Source organism: [Muricauda] lutisoli (nom. illeg.) (assembly GCF_017313105.1).
Lineage (GTDB): Bacteria > Bacteroidota > Bacteroidia > Flavobacteriales > Flavobacteriaceae > Flagellimonas > Flagellimonas lutisoli.
This window is the reverse complement of the sequence record NZ_JAFLND010000003.1, coordinates 549,138-565,104: the sequence shown is the minus strand read 5'-3', so window position 1 is coordinate 565,104 and position 15,967 is coordinate 549,138. Positions and strand designations below refer to the sequence as shown.

The window sequence follows — 15,967 nt, the reverse complement described above, 5'->3', positions numbered from 1 at the left end:
TTAAGGGCACAGGGTTTAAATTTACAGGGCACAAAGGTAATTTATAGAATCTAAATAGTAAGATATGCAGACAGAAAAGGTAATCGACCATATTGTTAATTGGCTAAAAGAGTATGCCAAAAATGCAAAATGCAAAGGTTTTGTAATTGGAGTTTCAGGCGGAATCGATTCTGCAGTGACCTCAACACTCTGTGCAAAAACCGGATTGGACCTTTTATGTTTGGAAATGCCGATACATCAGGGAAAAAATCAAGTGACCCGAGCTGACAGGCATATTGATTGGTTGATTGAAAACTTTCCAAATGTTTCAAGGCAACCAGTAAATCTAACACCGGTTTTTGATAGCTTGGTAGACGCTTTCCCAAAAGTAGAAAATGAAGAAGATCGTTTTATGTCACTCGCCAATACTAGGGCCAGACTACGGATGACCACCCTATACTATTTTGCGGCCCTAAAAGGATATTTGGTGGCCGGAACAGGAAACAAAGTGGAGGATTTCGGGATTGGATTCTATACTAAATATGGGGATGGTGGTGTTGACCTTAGCCCGATTGCCGATTTGGTCAAGACCGAGGTTTATGAATTGGGCAGGGCCCTTGGGGTGAACCAGGACATTATGGATGCCGCACCTACCGATGGGCTATGGGGAGATAGCCGAACCGATGAAGATCAAATAGGAGCATCCTACCCAGAATTGGAATGGGCCATGGAAATGGATGACCAAGGAAAGAAAGCTGATGATTTTTCTGGCAGGGAAAAAGAAATATTCTCCATATATAAAAGATATAATTCTGCAAACAAACATAAGATGGTTCCCATACCTATTTGTGAGATTCCGGATGGGCTAAAGTAGCGGTTTAACTGAAAAACCCCAGTTTAAGACGAAAAATACCCCAGAAAAACTATGGTTTTAAGAAAAAAGTTACAGTTTTACATTATTAAATCATTATCTTGCTCGCTATACTTTTAGTATTTAGCAGCTAACCATTAATTAAAATAAACCAAAACAAATGATAAAAGTATTGATTGCTGACAACCATCCTATTGTTAGGCTTGGTATTAGACAGGTACTTGAATCTAGCTCCGAAATTGAAGTTATCGCAGATGTTTCAACTACTGAAGAGCTTTTTACTACATTGAAAACCGTAACTCCCGATGTAGTGATTTTAGAGATGGACATTCCAGAAATAAACGGTATTGCCACCCTTAGAAAAATGAAATTGGAATTTCCAGACATTAAGACCTTAATGTACAGCGGTCAATCCGAAGACGTTTATGCCCTAAGTACCATCCGTGCCGGAGCATTTGGATACTTGTCCAAAACTGCCGATTTGGACTATATTGTTTCCGCAGTCAAAAAAGTAAGCGAAGGCAACATGTTCATCACAAACGAACTGGCCCAACGTCTTGCTTTTGACGAAGGGACACAAAAACCACGCAGGTTCTTTAGAAAACTTTCTTCAAGAGAGGTTGAAGTACTGAAACTACTGGCCAGTGGAAAAAGAAACAAAGAGGTAGCTGAAGGATTGAATCTAAACGAAAAAACAGTAAGTACCTACAAAGCCCGTTTGATGAAAAAATTAAATGTGGATAATTTAGTGGACTTGCTACAACAGGCCAAAGCCTTGGAACTATATTAGAAATACCCAACCAAACCAACTATTGTGGAAACCCCTTTCAATTTCAATTGGAAGGGGTTTTATATATTAAGATAGTACACGGTTCAATTTGGCATTCAACAGTTTATTAAGTTGAAGGTAATTCACTATTTCCTCTAAAACCTCCGTATTGTCCCCCGGCGTATCCTGAGTTCTTTCCTGTAATTTTTCGATTCGATTTTTGATCAAGTTACATCGCAGGGTTAAAATGGTCTCTCCAACCAACTGCGCAACGCCTATCTGTTTTTCTTTTGGGTAAATGTCCCTTCGCTCCCAATCGTGCAACACATACTGCTCTTCTTCCATCAAAATTGAAGATACCTGCGATACCGTTTCTTGATCCAAATCCGATAAAAAAGTGTTGATCGAAAACTCCGAATCCTCGTTCAACCTCTCGATTAATTTATAATAAATGGTTTTGAACTGCTCATTCGTCAGCTCGATTTCATCATCCTGAAGATCCAAATACACTTTTTCGTAGACCTTTGCCTCAACGACCTCGGGCTCTAGCACCAGTTCTCCCTCATCATTTTCTTTGAGCACCAAATCCTCAAACTCCTGCTTTTGGTTCCCGTAAAGCAACAGCACCTCAATGATCTTTCGTTCCAATTCGTACTGTACATCAACTTTCTCTACTACGGCGTCGTTCTTTACCACCTCAAAGGCCTTATGTTCTTTCTTTGCCTTTTTGGAGATATCGGTTTGATGTTTTTTATCGATCTGGGCCAAGGTATTGTACAGTACATCCTCGGAAATCTGCATGATTTTTGCACACTCCTGCACGTAGATTTCCTGTCGAATACGATCTGGTATTTTACTGATACTGTTTACTATATCACGTACCGTATCCGCTCGTTTTATGGGGTCGTTGGCAGCTTCTTTGGCCAATAGGGAGGTCTTGAACTGAATAAAATCCTTGGCATTTTCCCCCAAGTACTGCACCAGATCTTCGTAGGTGTTGTTTTTGGCAAAACTATCGGGGTCTTCGCCTTCTGGAAACGTACAGACCTTAACATTCATGCCCTGTTCCAAAATAAGGTCGATACCGCGTAAGGACGCACGAAGACCTGCGGCATCACCATCAAACAGAACGGTAATATTTTTTGTGAGCCGGTTAATGAGTCGAATCTGCTCAGGCGTTAAAGCCGTTCCACTCGATGACACTACATTCTCCACCCCTCGCTGGTACATTTGGATGACATCGGTATAACCTTCTACCAAATAGCAGTTATCTTCTTTGGCGATGGCCTGTTTGGCATAGTGAATCCCATACAGCACCTTGCTTTTGTGATAGATCTCGCTTTCCGGCGAGTTTAGATATTTTGCTGCTTTTTTATCGTTGGTCAATATTCTACCACCAAATCCGAGCACACGACCGCTCATGGAATGGATAGGAAACATTACACGTCCCTTGAACCTATCAAATTTTCGATTTTCGCCACCGACCTGTTCCTTAACAATGGTGAGGCCCGTTTTCTCCAGAAACTCGAGCTTATATCCGTTATCCAAAGCTGTTTTGGTAAAAGCTTCCCACTCGTCCAAACTATAGCCGAGCCCAAATTTCTTGATAGTCGCATCAGTAAATCCACGCTCCTTAAAGTATGTCAGTCCAATGGCTTTTCCGGGTTCAGATTCCCAAAGTGTTTCGGTAAAATACTTTTGGGCATACTCAGAGACCAGATACATGCTCTCACGCTCATTGGCCTGTTCTTTTTGCTCATCCGTTTGCTCGGTTTCCTCTACCTCTATATTGTACTTTTTAGCCAAGTATTTTATGGCTTCGGGATAGGTAAAATGTTCGTGCTCCATCAAAAAAGCAACCACATTGCCCCCTTTACCACTACTAAAATCCTTCCAAATCTGTTTTACTGGAGATACCATAAAACTAGGGGTGCGTTCATCAGTAAATGGACTCAGACCCTTAAAATTGGAACCTGATTTCTTCAACTGGACAAAATCACCGATCACCTCCTCCAAACGGGCGGTTTCATATACTTGGTCTATGGTGGTTTTTGAAATCAAGGCGTTCTGTTAAAATAGCTGTTAAAGGTAAATAAAAACAAAGTTTTGGTGAATTCAAAAATCAAATCCCTGTTTAAGATTTAGTATCTTGGGAACTTCATTACTTCATTTAGAAGAATAAAAAAAATCATGATACAGCGAAAATTTAGACATTATTGGACACTTGCCACGTTTTTAATTGCCTTTGTTTTTATCGGCCAGGGCCAAATGGCGAAAAAAGCCGGTCCGGTCATAGAAAATGGCGAGGCCCAGGTGGTCGAGGCATTTTCCGACCCCAGCCAATGGATACGCCATGATCTTTGGGTAGAAACCACTTTTGATTCCGATGGTGATGGTAAACTGGACCGCATGCATGTAGATGTTACACGCCCAGAGCAAACGGACACAGAAAATCTAAAACTTCCTGTTATCTACGAATCCAGCCCGTATTATGCCGGAACAGCTGGATTGGACAAAGGTATTTTTTGGGATGTACAGCATGAGCTCGGTGAGCCAGCGAAACCCAGAAACCACCCCGAAGTTACCCGTGTAGGTGAACGCCCAATCATATCCAATTCACAAATTATGACATGGGTTCCAAGAGGGTATATTGTAGTACACTCTTCTTCTCCCGGTACTGGACTTTCCGATGGTGCCCCAACGGTCGGTGGCGACAACGAGTCCCTCGCACCAAAAGCCGTAATAGATTGGCTCAATGGAAGAGCAAAAGCATATACAGAACGGAATGGCGACATAGAAGTGAAAGCTTATTGGTCTACAGGAAAAGTGGGCATGACTGGCACCTCCTACAATGGAACTATTCCACTGGCCGCAGCTACCACGGGAGTAGATGGTCTTGAGGCCATTATCCCCATTGCACCGAACACCTCATATTATCATTACTATCGTTCCAATGGTCTAGTGCGTTCGCCAGGAGGATACTTGGGAGAGGATATTGATGTCCTCTACGATTTTATCCACAGTGGTGATGAATCCAAAAGAGCAAGGAACAATGAGGTTGTTCGTGATACGGAAATGAAGAACGGACAAGATCGTATAACGGGAGATTACAACGATTTTTGGGCCGGTAGGGATTATCTGAACGACATGAAACCCATGAAAGCCGCCCTTTTAATGTCCCACGGTTTTAATGATTGGAACGTAATGCCCGAACACAGTTATCGTATTTACAAAAAAGCTAAAGAAATGGGACTGCCGGCACGAATTTACTACCATCAAAACGGACATGGTGGGCCACCCCCCATTTCCATGATGAACCGATGGTTTACCCGTTATCTGTATGGAGTGGAAAACGGAGTGGAAAACGAACCAAAAGCATGGATTGTTCGTGAAAACGACAAAAAAAACAATCCCACACCTTACGAAGATTATCCCAATCCTGATGCAAAAGACATTCAACTATATCTTAGTACAGGAGCTCCCGCCAAAGGTCAATTGACGACAAGCAGACCCAAAAAACAAGGCACCGAGACCTTGGTGGACAACTATTCCTTTTCCGGGGCCAGTTTGGCAAAAGCTAAAACCACAGAACACCGATTGCTTTATGTTACCGCTCCCTTAACCGAAGATGTTCATATTTCCGGAGTACCAAAGATCAAGATTAAACTGGCCAGTAGCAAGCCTGCTGCCAATTTATCGGTTTGGTTGGTATCCCTTCCATGGACCGAGGCATTGAACACAAAAATTACGGACAACATTATTACCCGCGGATGGGCAGATCCCCAAAATCATAGCTCGCTAACAGAGAGCGAACCTTTGGTTCCAAACAAATTTTACGAAATGGAATTTGAGTTGATGCCAGATGATCAAATTATTCCAAAAGGACAACAAATCGGATTGATGATTTTTTCAAGTGATAAGGAATTCACGCTTTGGCCAAAACCGGGAACGGAACTAACGGTGGACTTGGATGCCACTGAACTCACATTACCTGTGGTGGGTGGAGAAATCAAATTTTAAAAAATGACTCGATGTATCTTATTACTGTGCTGCACAGTCTTTTTTTCTTGCCAGCCCAAAAAGAAAGACAATAAAGAACAAACCGAAAGCCAGCAGGGCACCATTCTAAAAACAATAACGCAAGAAGAACATATTCTAAAACCTATTTTCGAGTCTTTTGATTATCTAATATTGGGAAAAAAACCAGCCGAAATCATGGTTGTTCAAAATACAGCTATGGATAGCTTTCCCATTTACAATCAATTGGCCAGTTATGGAGATGACATTATCATGGGCAAAGATGTGGCTTACGAAGACGTTAGAATCTATAGAAAGTACAACCCCGATTCATCTTTTGAGGATTACAGCGTAGAAGTTTATGAAGGGGAATTGGCAGCGCCCGATTTTACCACCAATCCAGATGCAAAAAACTTTATTACCCGAATCAAACAGGCATGTTCGGAAGGCATCAATTTTGCTGGACATTACACTTTGGTTACCTGGGGATGTGGATCGCCCTGTCAAGCTGGGGTTATTGTTGACCGAATTACGGGAAAAATATACGATGGCCCTGTAACTTCTTTAGGTTCGGAATTTAAAAAAGACAGTAAACTCCTCATCAAAAATATTGGAGCTCTTGATACGGAGACCAACCTCATAGACGTATGTTCGTACTGCGAAGTCACCCATGAGGTTTGGACAGGCAATTCTTTTGAAAGAGTAGAATAAAAGTCGGGTGCAACTGACCAAAATCATAGAGATTTTCAAAAATATTACGTGACTTTAGGGTAGTGCAACAATCAAACCTATAGTCATGAAAATTTTGATAATCTACGGAACGGTAGAAGGCCAAACCCGAAAAATCGCAAGGTTTATGGAGAATGTTCTCCAAGAGAAAGGGCATCAAGTAGTTATAGCAAATGCTGTAGAAGACCCTCCTGTCCCAAACAATTTTGATGCAGTTCTTGTCGGCAGTTCAATACATATTCATAAATACAATACGCTGATCAAGGACTATGTTCAAGAAAATATTGATATATTAAACCAAAAGCCAAGTGCTTTTTTCTCTGTAAGCATGGCGGTAGCATCCGACATTAAGGAAGAGCACGAGGAAGCATCGCAAATTGCAAAGGACTTTTTAAAAGACACTACATGGAACACTAAAACCGTATGGCATATCGCCGGGGCTTTGAAATACACAAAATATAATTATTTTAAAAAGCTCATAATGCGTTCCATCGCTAAAAAAGAAGGAGGATCCGTTGATACCAGCCAAGATCACGAGTACACAGATTGGTCAAAGGTGAAAGAGGACGTCCTTCATTTTATAACTAATTTAAAAACATAAAAACACCTATGGACAAATATAGTTTTGACACGCTTTCCGAAGCAGTGAACACACTTACCCAAGAAGAAGGCTACAAAGAAGATTTTGAAGCAGATGAAACTTGCATAAAGGCATTGTATTCCAAAAAAGAATATCAGCCCAGCGAACTTAAGATCATCGATTCGTATCGTTTTGAAGGTATGACGAACCCTAGTGATGAATCCATAGTATTTACCATTGAGGCCAAAGATGGCACAAAGGGAACAATGGTGATGTCCTATGGCTCATCCACTGCACAAAATGAGAACCTTATTAAGCAGATTGAGCGCAAAAAGAAATAATCACACGAAGAGTTTACCTACTGACGAGGGTTGGTACAACAACCAACCCGTTAGGCTAAACCTACTTTTTCGGGCTTCCAAGACTGCATGGGGCACCTCTGCACTTTTGAACATGACACAGCGGGCAGCCAAGGGTTCCACCAAGAAACTTGAGTCGTCCTTTTCAAAAATTTCCAGTTCCCCTCCATCGCCGGGTTGCCAATCATCATTTAAATAAATGATCATGGAGATCATCCGGTTGTTACGGTTTTCGAACTGATCCAGGTGTTTATCGTAATGTCCCCCGAACGGATAATGTGCCAAATGGAACTCATACCCCGATAAACTTAAATAGCAATAGCGGTTGAAAATATGCATGGTCTCGTCAAGCAGATTCCAATAGGACTTTAAATGGGCATCGCGGTTTCTATCCAACCAATAGGTGAAATCTCCGCGAACCGCACTGTCTATCTGGTTATCGGAATGCGCACCTATCCCTGCCTCCTTAAAGTTGGGCAGTTTACCAAGAAAAAAAGATTTGATTTCAAAGTAGAGTTCTTCCCGAAGAAAGTTATCGATAATCACATAATCCTTACTGGAGATGTCGTCCATCCAGGACAACCAATCCTCCAAACCGTGGTAGGCGTTCAATGTTTCAAAAATGTGGGCGAATGTAGAAAATTTTTAAAAACGAAAATCATTTTTTTCATTAGCCCATGAAAGCTCTAACTTTGAATTGGAACAACAGCAATAAGAAAAATGATACTTTTCTTCGGAACAAGACCTGGTAAAAAAGAAACCAAAGTACTGAACAATGTTACCTGTCCTTACTGCAACCAAACAGGTACCTTGACCGCAGTGGCGCAACCCAACTATGCCCATTTGTTCTGGATTCCACTCTTTACCATCAACAACATTCGCTATGCGGAATGTTCCCATTGTAAAAAAGTGTACCACAAAGAGGACTTTACCCCGGAAATGGAGCGGGCACTATCGGCATAAAAAACGGCCAAGAAAGTCCTGGCCGTATTTGTTCAAGGTTCAAAAATGATTAAATGTCGAACCGAAGGCCTAGTGAAATATTGTTTTGTTTTACATCTGCATCTTTAAAAATCGGGTTCAGGTCGTATTTTAAATAAAGTAAAACACCGTCTATACCCATATATCCGCTCACCCCATAAATTAGGTCACTGCTGTTATAATCCCTTTTAAGTTTATCCTTTACATTATCACCATCTCGGTTGTATTTTAATTTTTGACGAGTACCCAGGCTAAATCCGCCATACCCTCCAAAACCTAACCTAAATTGGTCCCGTATTGAATAACGGATGCTTCGCTCTGTTTTCTTTAGGCGAGAGGGGCCAACCTCAAAATGAACTGGAAACACAAGATTGTCCATTCGAAACTTGGATTTATCCAAATCATACTCGAATTCCTGCAACACCGTTTGACCATCCTCTTGAACAAATATTCTATTTCCATCAGGCTTTAACCCATTGAACTGGAACGAAAACCCATAGTTAAAACGTAGCCAATTGGAATTCTTGAATACTCTGGTCCTCCATTGCCAGCCCATTTCAAAAAATCGGCTTCCGCCAATTTTATAGGGGGAATCGGAGAGTGACTGTCCCTCGATCAAGGCGTTGTTCAGCCCTATGGCCATCACAAAATCGGAATAGGTGCGTCTATCGTATTTGATTTCCCTATTTCTTCGTTTTGGTTTTAAAGTAAAGACTGGGTTTCCATCGATGAGCAGACCAAGCCGCACCCTATCACCATAAATGGTATCGGATGCTGTCAATGTCAAAACATCACCTTTGTTTCGCTCCAATAAAGCGATCCTGTTCTCGATGATGGCTACACGGTTTTCAATGTTCAAGGCTCGTTGCTTCGCTACTTCCTCTTTAAGTATCCTTGCCTCTTTTTCAGTGATATCACCATTCTCTAGTCGCTTGTTGATATCCCTTACCTCAAACTTTAAAGCATTCTTCTCTTGCTCAACAATGCGTTGCTTTTCAATTTTTAAAGTCTCTATTTTCTTTTGATAGTCCTCTTGCCCAAATGATACTTGGGAAACCAAGAACAAGAATAAAACTGCGGAATAAAATGTAATTGTTTTCATGATTGTTTTGGATTATAAACCTCCCTCCTTCCTGCCCGAATGGAACAGGAAGTTGTAGAAGGTTTGTCTTGATTGATGAATAATTTTATTGATTTCTGTCTGCCACGGCGGTACGTAGTTTAAGGTAACCCGATTTTAAGGCATCAAAGATCTGGTCACGGAACGATTCGTCCAGCTCATCTTCTACTTCGGCCAATAGTGACATGGCATCCACGGACCCGCCATCGGCAAATAACTTATCGGTCAAAATCTGTCGTTGTGCCGCCCGTAAAAGGGAATCCACTTCGGCATCGGTAACATCCTGCTTTGCATTCTCCATGAGCTGTACCTGTGCCACCACTTCTTCTACCTTTTGTGCTATCAACTCATCAGAATTTATTTTGATATCATCCTGCAACGGTTCCTTCACCTCTTGTTTGGTAACTACTGTACTCGAAACTTGAGGCTCTGTACTGAACTCTCGAGTTTGGTCAGGCACAATGGATTCAGATTTGGTTTCTGCAACCTCGGTTTGATTTTGCTTTACCGATTTTTCAACGACCTTGTCCTTGGACTGAATTTGTGTTTCTTTATCTATTGTATTTTCGGTTTCTACCATCTGAACCTGATTTGTTTCAGGATCACCCTTGGTAAAATAGAAGACCGATACCAGCACGATCCCCACAACACTTGCGGCTATGGCATACGGGAACCACGTATTTCTTTTTCTTGGTGCTGGCTCCTTTATCTGCGAAGCGATTTTGTCCCAAGTTCCTTTTGATGGGGCAATGGTACGCTCCTGCAACTTCTCCTTGATGTGTTTTTCCAGTTTATCCATACCCTCTATTTTTTGCTCGCCGATCTTGATTTGGGCGACATTCCTTTTAAACTTAAATTCTCTTGGAGCATCTTTCGAGCCTTGAACAATTGCGATTTTGAAGTTCCTTCGGATATTTCCAACAACTCCGCAATCTCTTTATGGCCGTAACCTTCGATAGCATAAAGCAAGAATACCGCTTTATAGCCCTCGGGAAGTTCATCGATCAGATGTTGCACATATTCAACATCCAAAAGTCCATCGTTGGAAGTTGAAACTTCTCGTTTTACTTCCATGGCTTCATCATCGTAGACCACAAACTGCCTTTTGCGCAAATACGAAATACTTTCCCGTACCATTATGGTCCTGACCCAACCTTCAAAGCTACCTTTATGCTGATAGGAACCCAAGTGGTTAAAAACCTTAACGAAACCGTTGATCATTACATCTTCCGCAAAATGAAGGTCTTTGATGTACTGCCTACACACCCCTAACATCTTTGGGGAAAATTTATCGTACAACAATCGTTGGGCCTGTTGGTCCCCTTTGATCGATTTTTTGATCAATTGTTTTTCGTTGCTATGTAGCGTGATGATCTTCAAAAGTTTGGTTTACAAAAGTGCTTCTATTTAAATAGACGGAATCTAAACACAAAGAGTTGCCTGAAAAATAAAAATTTTCAGTATCAAATTGATATTCAGTTTTTTAAATTTCTATTTTTTACGATCTACCACGTAGTTGACCATAAGGATGAGGGCACTTTTGTACTCTGAATCGGGATAATTGTCCAAAATGGCCAAAGCTTCGTCCTTAAACTCCAGCATTTTGACCACGGCATAATCCAGTCCGCCCTTTTCTTTGACGTAGGCAATAACTTCCTTAACCCGTTTTTTGTCCTTGTTGTGCTTTTTGATGGAGTTGATCAACCATTTTTTCCTTTCCTTATCGCTATTGTTCAATGCGTAGATCAACGGAAGGGTCATTTTCTGTTCCTTGATATCGATTCCCGTAGGCTTTCCAATTTTTTCCGCACCGTAATCAAAAAGGTCATCCTTAATTTGAAAGGCCATTCCACAGAGCTCGCCGAACTTCCTAAAAGTTTCCACCTCTTCTGAATCGGGTCTAACAGAACAAGCGCCCATACTGCAACAGGCTGCTATCAAGGTTGCTGTTTTTTGTCGGATGATGTCGTAGTACACCTCTTCTGTAATATCCAACAATCGCGCTTTTTCAATCTGAAGCAATTCCCCTTCGCTCATATCACGGACCGCATTGGAAATAATATGAAGCAAATCGTAATCCTTGTTTTCCAAGGAAACCAAAAGTCCTTTGGAGAAAAGAAAATCGCCTACCAAGACAGCAATTTTGTTCTTCCACAAGGCATTGATGGAGAAAAAGCCTCTGCGCTTGTTACTATCATCCACCACATCATCATGCACCAAACTGGCGGTATGTATCAATTCGATGATGGAAGCTCCTGTATAAGTCCGTTCATTGACCTCCCCATTCAATAATTTGGCGGTCAAGAAAACGAACATAGGGCGCATTTGCTTGCCCTTTCGGTTAACAATGTAGTAGGTGATCCTGTTGAACAATGCGACTTTGGAGGACATGGACTTGAGGAATTTTTCCTCAAAAAGCTGCATCTCATTTTCTATGGGCTCCCTTATCTGCGAAACGATCTTCAACGTAACGGTGTGGTGTTTGGTTTTGAAACCCTAAAAGTAGGGAAAATGCAAGAGTTGTTGGAATGAAATCGAAGTTTTAAGATACAGTCCTAAAAGTATCGATGATTTGCAGGGGAAGTGGTATTCTGTTGAAGAGTGAAGGGTAAAGGATGAAGGGTGGATTGTAAAACCGTTTATTGCTGATTGAACATTGAAAAACCTAGCTTTTATTGGCCAGTTGTCCACATGCGGCATCAATGTCCTTTCCGCGAGATCTACGTATGGTCACCGTAATACCATTTCGCTCCAAAGTATTCTGGTACATTTCAATAGCACTATTGGGAGCTTGCTGAAACTCACCGTTATCAATGGGGTTGTATTCAATGATATTGACCTTTGACGGAGCAAACTTGCAGAATTTCACCAAAGCGTCGGCAGCTTCTTGTGTATCGTTGATGCCTTTCCAAACTACGTATTCGTAGGTAATCCTGTTCTTGGTCTTGCTGTACCAATATTCCAGTGCCTCACGAAGATCTTTTAATGGAAATGTGGCATTGAACGGCATGATGGAGGTACGCACCTCATCTATAGCGGAGTGAAGGGACACGGCCAAACCAAACTTCACCTCCTCATCTGCCATTTTTTTAATGATCTTGGGCACTCCGGAAGTGGACACCACAATTCTTTTGGGGGACATTCCCAATCCTTCGGGAGAGGTTATCTTGTCGATGGCCTTGAGCACATTGTTATAGTTCATCAAAGGCTCGCCCATACCCATAAATACAATATTGCTCAACGGTCTGTCAAAATACAAACGACTCTCATTGTCGATGGCCACCACTTGATCATAAATCTCATCCGGATTCAAGTTTCGCATACGCTTTAGGCGGGCGGTAGCACAAAACCTACAGTCCAAACTACACCCTACCTGACTGGACACACAGGCAGTTGTTCGGGTTTCGGTTGGAATCAAAACGGATTCAACGACCAAACCATCGTGTAATCGAACGGCATTTTTAATGGTGCCATCCGAACTACGTTGCATTTGATCTACGCGAATATGGTTGATCACAAAGTTATCTTCCAACATTTTTCGGGTTTCCTTGGATATATTGGTCATGGCATCAAAATCGTGGGCAGATTTCTGCCACAACCATTCGTATACCTGGTTTCCACGAAATGCCTTATCGCCCTGCTCCACAAAAAAATTGCGAAGCTGTTCCTTGGTCAATGCCCGTATGTCCTTTTTTTTGATTTCCACTTCTTAAAGATAAGCAAGAAAAAATCCCGCTGGCCATAAAGCGAACGGGATTCCTTTCCTATGTGATTTTGTTTTTATAGAATCAACATTGCATCCCCGTAGGAATAGAAGCGATAGCCTTCCAAAATGGCCTGCTTGTATGCTTTTTTGATTAAATCGTGACCTGCAAATGCAGAGACCATCATCAATAATGTTGATTTTGGCAAATGGAAGTTTGTGATCATACAGTTTGCAATACTGAACTCATATGGAGGGAAGATGAACTTGTTGGTCCAACCCTCGAAGGTGTTCAATGTATGCTCGGAAGATACCGCACTTTCCAATCCTCTCATAACCGTTGTGCCCACGGCACATACTTTTCTTTTATTTGCTTTGGCCGTATTTACGATCTCGGTGGCTTTCTCATCGATCACCAACTCTTCGCTGTCCATTTTGTGCTTGGACAAGTCCTCTACTTCAACAGGGTTAAAGGTTCCCAAACCAACATGAAGTGTTACTTCGGCAAAATTGATTCCTTTAATTTCCAAACGTTTCAACAAATGCTTGGAAAAGTGGAGACCAGCAGTTGGAGCCGCTACGGCACCTTCGTGCTTTGCATAAATAGTCTGGTAACGTTCCTCATCTTCCGGGGTTACCTCCCTCTTTATATATTTTGGAAGTGGGGTTTCCCCCAATTCCCTAAGCTTTCTTCTAAAATCGGTGTACGAACCATCGTAAAGAAAACGCAATGTTCTCCCTCTTGAGGTTGTGTTGTCTATAACCTCTGCAACCAAGCTTTCGTCTTCACCAAAATAAAGTTTGTTTCCTATACGGATTTTTCTTGCCGGATCCACCAACACATCCCAAAGACGCTGTTCTTGGTTAAGTTCCCTCAACAAGAAAACTTCGATTCTAGCACCGGTTTTTTCCTTGTTACCAAAAAGTCTTGCAGGAAATACCTTGGTATTGTTCAAGACCATTACATCGTCTTCATCAAAGTAATCAACAAGGTCTTTGAACATTTTATGTTCAATTTTTCCAGTATCCCTATGAACCACCATTAATTTGGATTCATCCCTGTGTTCCGCAGGATATTCTGCCAATAGTTCCTTAGGCAATTCAAAATTGAAGTTCGATAATTTCATGTGGACTTTTTTTCGGTTTTTTTAAAGAATGGCAAATATACAACCTCGCGATAGCGGATGTCAAGTAATTTGATGATTAAATGTGGTTTACAGTTCCTCAATGCCAAATCCCAGGATCTTGAGGTCTTTCCAAAAATCGGGATAGGACTTGGAAACCACTTCGGCATCGTTCACTATAAAATTCGCTTTGAGGGCCAATGGTCCAAAGGCCATCGCCATTCTGTGGTCGTTATAGGTATCTACGGAAACCCCGGTAAGTAAAGTTGGCTGGGCTTTAAGCGTCAAACTTTCGGCATCAATATCCACTGTAGCCCCAAATTTGCCCAACTCGGTCTGCAATGCGGCCAAGCGGTCGGTTTCCTTTATGGGCAGGGTATGTAATCCTGTGAGATGGCATCCTATGCCCAAACCAAGACATGTAACAGCAATGGTCTGTGCAATATCGGGGGCATTGGAAAGCTCGTACTCCAAGTGGGTTGACTTAACACCATTGGTTTTTTTGAGGAGAATGGTATTGTTTGAAAACGTGGTTTCCACACCAAAATCCGTATAGATTTCGGCCAAAACACTATCCCCTTGCAAGGAATTTTGTTTGTAAGAGGACAATTGTATCTCCGTACCCGCTTCGCACATGGCTACGATGCTGTAAAAATAACTGGCCGAGCTCCAATCGGATTCTACGACCAAAGTGGTGTCTGTCACAGCTTTTTTTGGAGAAACCTTGATGTTGTTTCCTTCAAAGGAAGTTTGCACCCCAATCTGTTCCAAAAGGGCCAGGGTCATTTTTATATAGGGAACAGAAGTGATTTTTCCAATCAGTTCCAATTCAAGACCATTTTCCAAACTGGGTGCCACCAACAACAAGGCAGATATATACTGGCTACTGATATTGGCCGGAAGAGAGACATGGCTCTTATTCAGTTTTTTTCCTTTAATTTTTAACGGTGGGTACCCTTCCGCTTTTTCATATTGAATATCTGCACCTAACGATCGTAGTGCTTCCACCAATACTTTTATGGGCCGTTCATGCATACGCTGCGACCCTGTAAGTACAACTTCCTTTCCTTCTTGAGAAGCAAAATAAGCGGTTAAAAACCGCATGGCCGTACCTGCATGATGAATATCCACCTCTCCCGTTGATTTGGCCAATCCCTTTTGCATTACTTCGCCATCATCGGAATTGGAAAGGTTCTCTATTTTGATGTTAGGGAACAGTGCCTGCAACAACAATGAGCGATTGGTTTCACTTTTAGAACCTGTGATCGCTATTGTTTTTTGGATTTTACTATCGTTGGGCGAAGAAAGCTGGAGTCTCAATTCTTTAGGGTTTGAATGAATTGTCAAAACTAGAAAAAACAGCCCTAATGTCCCTTTACTAGGACAACTTTATTTAAGCTTTTTGTTATTTTGATGGCGGTCGTGGTCGCGTTTGGTCTTTAGGTCCAATTTTTTGTCGAACGCTTGCTGTAAATCAATTCCCGTTTGGTTCGCTAAGCAAAGTACCACAAAAACCACATCGGCGAGCTCTTCACCCAGATCCTTGGCTTTATCGGATTCCTTTTCACTTTGTTCGCCATACCTACGAGCGATAATACGGGCCACCTCCCCAACCTCCTCGGTAAGCTGGGCCATATTGGTGAGTTCGTTAAAATAACGGACCCCGTGGTTCTTGATCCATTCGTCAACGGCTTTTTGTGCGTTTTCTATGTTCACCTTTACTTATTTTATGTCC

17 protein-coding genes are annotated in these 15,967 nt (G+C 41.8%); 7 read left to right on the top strand and 10 right to left on the bottom strand.

Annotation, left to right across the window (positions count from 1 at the left end; translation table 11 throughout):
- The first annotated feature begins 64 nt into the window (after nucleotides 1-64).
- Together nadE and J0X13_RS13410 are read left to right on the top strand one after the other, a co-directional pair.
- Nucleotides 65-853 carry an NAD(+) synthase gene (nadE, locus tag J0X13_RS13415; RefSeq protein WP_207071904.1) on the top strand — a complete coding sequence of 263 codons (789 nt, stop codon included), beginning with the start codon at nucleotides 65-67 and terminating at the stop codon, nucleotides 851-853.
- A gap of 157 nt (nucleotides 854-1,010) precedes the next feature.
- On the top strand, nucleotides 1,011-1,640 hold the full coding sequence (locus J0X13_RS13410) for a response regulator (RefSeq protein ID WP_207071903.1): 630 nt from the start codon (nucleotides 1,011-1,013) through the stop codon (nucleotides 1,638-1,640).
- A gap of 66 nt (nucleotides 1,641-1,706) precedes the next feature.
- Here the strand turns inward: J0X13_RS13410 and dnaG are convergent, their stop codons facing one another.
- Nucleotides 1,707-3,680 (bottom strand): DNA primase, encoded by a 1,974-nt coding sequence (gene dnaG, locus J0X13_RS13405; protein ID WP_207071902.1) that lies wholly within the window; start codon nucleotides 3,678-3,680, stop codon nucleotides 1,707-1,709.
- A 129-nt stretch (nucleotides 3,681-3,809) separates the two neighbouring features.
- Between dnaG and J0X13_RS13400 the strand changes: the two genes are divergently transcribed.
- From J0X13_RS13400 to J0X13_RS13385, 4 genes are all read left to right on the top strand, one after another.
- Nucleotides 3,810-5,639: a Xaa-Pro dipeptidyl-peptidase gene (locus J0X13_RS13400; RefSeq protein ID WP_207071901.1), complete on the top strand. Its 1,830-nt coding sequence runs from the start codon at nucleotides 3,810-3,812 to the stop codon at nucleotides 5,637-5,639.
- Nucleotides 5,640-5,642: 3 nt separating this feature from the next.
- The gene (locus J0X13_RS13395; RefSeq protein WP_207071900.1) at nucleotides 5,643-6,347 is read left to right on the top strand and encodes a hypothetical protein; all 705 of its coding nucleotides are present in this window, start codon (nucleotides 5,643-5,645) and stop codon (nucleotides 6,345-6,347) included.
- A gap of 85 nt (nucleotides 6,348-6,432) precedes the next feature.
- Nucleotides 6,433-6,966 (top strand): flavodoxin domain-containing protein, encoded by a 534-nt coding sequence (locus J0X13_RS13390; protein ID WP_207071899.1) that lies wholly within the window; start codon nucleotides 6,433-6,435, stop codon nucleotides 6,964-6,966.
- Nucleotides 6,967-6,974: 8 nt separating this feature from the next.
- Nucleotides 6,975-7,286 carry a phosphoribosylpyrophosphate synthetase gene (locus J0X13_RS13385; RefSeq protein ID WP_207071898.1) on the top strand — a complete coding sequence of 104 codons (312 nt, stop codon included), beginning with the start codon at nucleotides 6,975-6,977 and terminating at the stop codon, nucleotides 7,284-7,286.
- Here the strand turns inward: J0X13_RS13385 and J0X13_RS13380 are convergent, their stop codons facing one another.
- Nucleotides 7,287-7,916, bottom strand: coding sequence for a 2OG-Fe(II) oxygenase (locus tag J0X13_RS13380; RefSeq protein WP_242535732.1), 630 nt, complete (start codon nucleotides 7,914-7,916; stop codon nucleotides 7,287-7,289).
- A 108-nt stretch (nucleotides 7,917-8,024) separates the two neighbouring features.
- Between J0X13_RS13380 and J0X13_RS13375 the strand changes: the two genes are divergently transcribed.
- On the top strand, nucleotides 8,025-8,267 hold the full coding sequence (locus J0X13_RS13375; RefSeq protein WP_207071897.1) for a zinc-ribbon domain-containing protein: 243 nt from the start codon (nucleotides 8,025-8,027) through the stop codon (nucleotides 8,265-8,267).
- A gap of 49 nt (nucleotides 8,268-8,316) precedes the next feature.
- Here the strand turns inward: J0X13_RS13375 and J0X13_RS13370 are convergent, their stop codons facing one another.
- The 8 genes from J0X13_RS13370 to J0X13_RS13335 all read right to left on the bottom strand — a co-directional run bounded on the left by J0X13_RS13370 (nucleotide 8,317) and on the right by J0X13_RS13335 (nucleotide 15,948).
- Nucleotides 8,317-9,387: a hypothetical protein gene (locus J0X13_RS13370; protein ID WP_207071896.1), complete on the bottom strand. Its 1,071-nt coding sequence runs from the start codon at nucleotides 9,385-9,387 to the stop codon at nucleotides 8,317-8,319.
- An 85-nt stretch (nucleotides 9,388-9,472) separates the two neighbouring features.
- The gene (locus J0X13_RS13365) at nucleotides 9,473-10,204 is read right to left on the bottom strand and encodes a hypothetical protein (protein ID WP_207071895.1); all 732 of its coding nucleotides are present in this window, start codon (nucleotides 10,202-10,204) and stop codon (nucleotides 9,473-9,475) included.
- 5 nt (nucleotides 10,205-10,209) lie between these two features.
- Nucleotides 10,210-10,785 (bottom strand): RNA polymerase sigma factor, encoded by a 576-nt coding sequence (locus J0X13_RS13360; RefSeq protein ID WP_207071894.1) that lies wholly within the window; start codon nucleotides 10,783-10,785, stop codon nucleotides 10,210-10,212.
- Between the two features lie 111 nt (nucleotides 10,786-10,896).
- A complete protein-coding gene (locus J0X13_RS13355) occupies nucleotides 10,897-11,871 on the bottom strand; it encodes a polyprenyl synthetase family protein (RefSeq protein ID WP_207071893.1) in 975 nt (324 codons plus the stop codon).
- 199 nt (nucleotides 11,872-12,070) lie between these two features.
- Nucleotides 12,071-13,111, bottom strand: a complete 1,041-nt coding sequence (gene rlmN / locus J0X13_RS13350) for a dual-specificity RNA methyltransferase RlmN (RefSeq protein ID WP_207071892.1) — start codon at nucleotides 13,109-13,111, stop codon at nucleotides 12,071-12,073.
- 74 nt (nucleotides 13,112-13,185) lie between these two features.
- Nucleotides 13,186-14,235: a tRNA preQ1(34) S-adenosylmethionine ribosyltransferase-isomerase QueA gene (queA, locus tag J0X13_RS13345; RefSeq protein ID WP_207029893.1), complete on the bottom strand. Its 1,050-nt coding sequence runs from the start codon at nucleotides 14,233-14,235 to the stop codon at nucleotides 13,186-13,188.
- Between the two features lie 87 nt (nucleotides 14,236-14,322).
- Nucleotides 14,323-15,552: a 3-phosphoshikimate 1-carboxyvinyltransferase gene (locus J0X13_RS13340; protein WP_207071891.1), complete on the bottom strand. Its 1,230-nt coding sequence runs from the start codon at nucleotides 15,550-15,552 to the stop codon at nucleotides 14,323-14,325.
- Nucleotides 15,553-15,621: 69 nt separating this feature from the next.
- Nucleotides 15,622-15,948, bottom strand: a complete 327-nt coding sequence (locus J0X13_RS13335; protein WP_207071890.1) for a nucleotide pyrophosphohydrolase — start codon at nucleotides 15,946-15,948, stop codon at nucleotides 15,622-15,624.
- Nucleotides 15,949-15,967 lie beyond the last annotated feature (19 nt).

Bases quoted from the DNA above. Each gene is read 5' to 3' on its own strand.
- J0X13_RS13385 (WP_207071898.1), top strand. From the start codon at position 6,975: ATGGACAAATATAGTTTTGACACGCTTTCCGAAGCAGTGAACACACTT.
- J0X13_RS13365 (WP_207071895.1), bottom strand. From the start codon at position 10,204: ATGGATAAACTGGAAAAACACATCAAGGAGAAGTTGCAGGAGCGTACC.
- nadE (WP_207071904.1), top strand. From the start codon at position 65: ATGCAGACAGAAAAGGTAATCGACCATATTGTTAATTGGCTAAAAGAG.
- J0X13_RS13410 (WP_207071903.1), top strand. From the start codon at position 1,011: ATGATAAAAGTATTGATTGCTGACAACCATCCTATTGTTAGGCTTGGT.
- J0X13_RS13370 (WP_207071896.1), bottom strand. From the start codon at position 9,387: ATGAAAACAATTACATTTTATTCCGCAGTTTTATTCTTGTTCTTGGTT.
- J0X13_RS13400 (WP_207071901.1), top strand. From the start codon at position 3,810: ATGATACAGCGAAAATTTAGACATTATTGGACACTTGCCACGTTTTTA.
- J0X13_RS13395 (WP_207071900.1), top strand. From the start codon at position 5,643: ATGACTCGATGTATCTTATTACTGTGCTGCACAGTCTTTTTTTCTTGC.
- J0X13_RS13390 (WP_207071899.1), top strand. From the start codon at position 6,433: ATGAAAATTTTGATAATCTACGGAACGGTAGAAGGCCAAACCCGAAAA.
- queA (WP_207029893.1), bottom strand. From the start codon at position 14,235: ATGAAATTATCGAACTTCAATTTTGAATTGCCTAAGGAACTATTGGCA.
- J0X13_RS13375 (WP_207071897.1), top strand. From the start codon at position 8,025: ATGATACTTTTCTTCGGAACAAGACCTGGTAAAAAAGAAACCAAAGTA.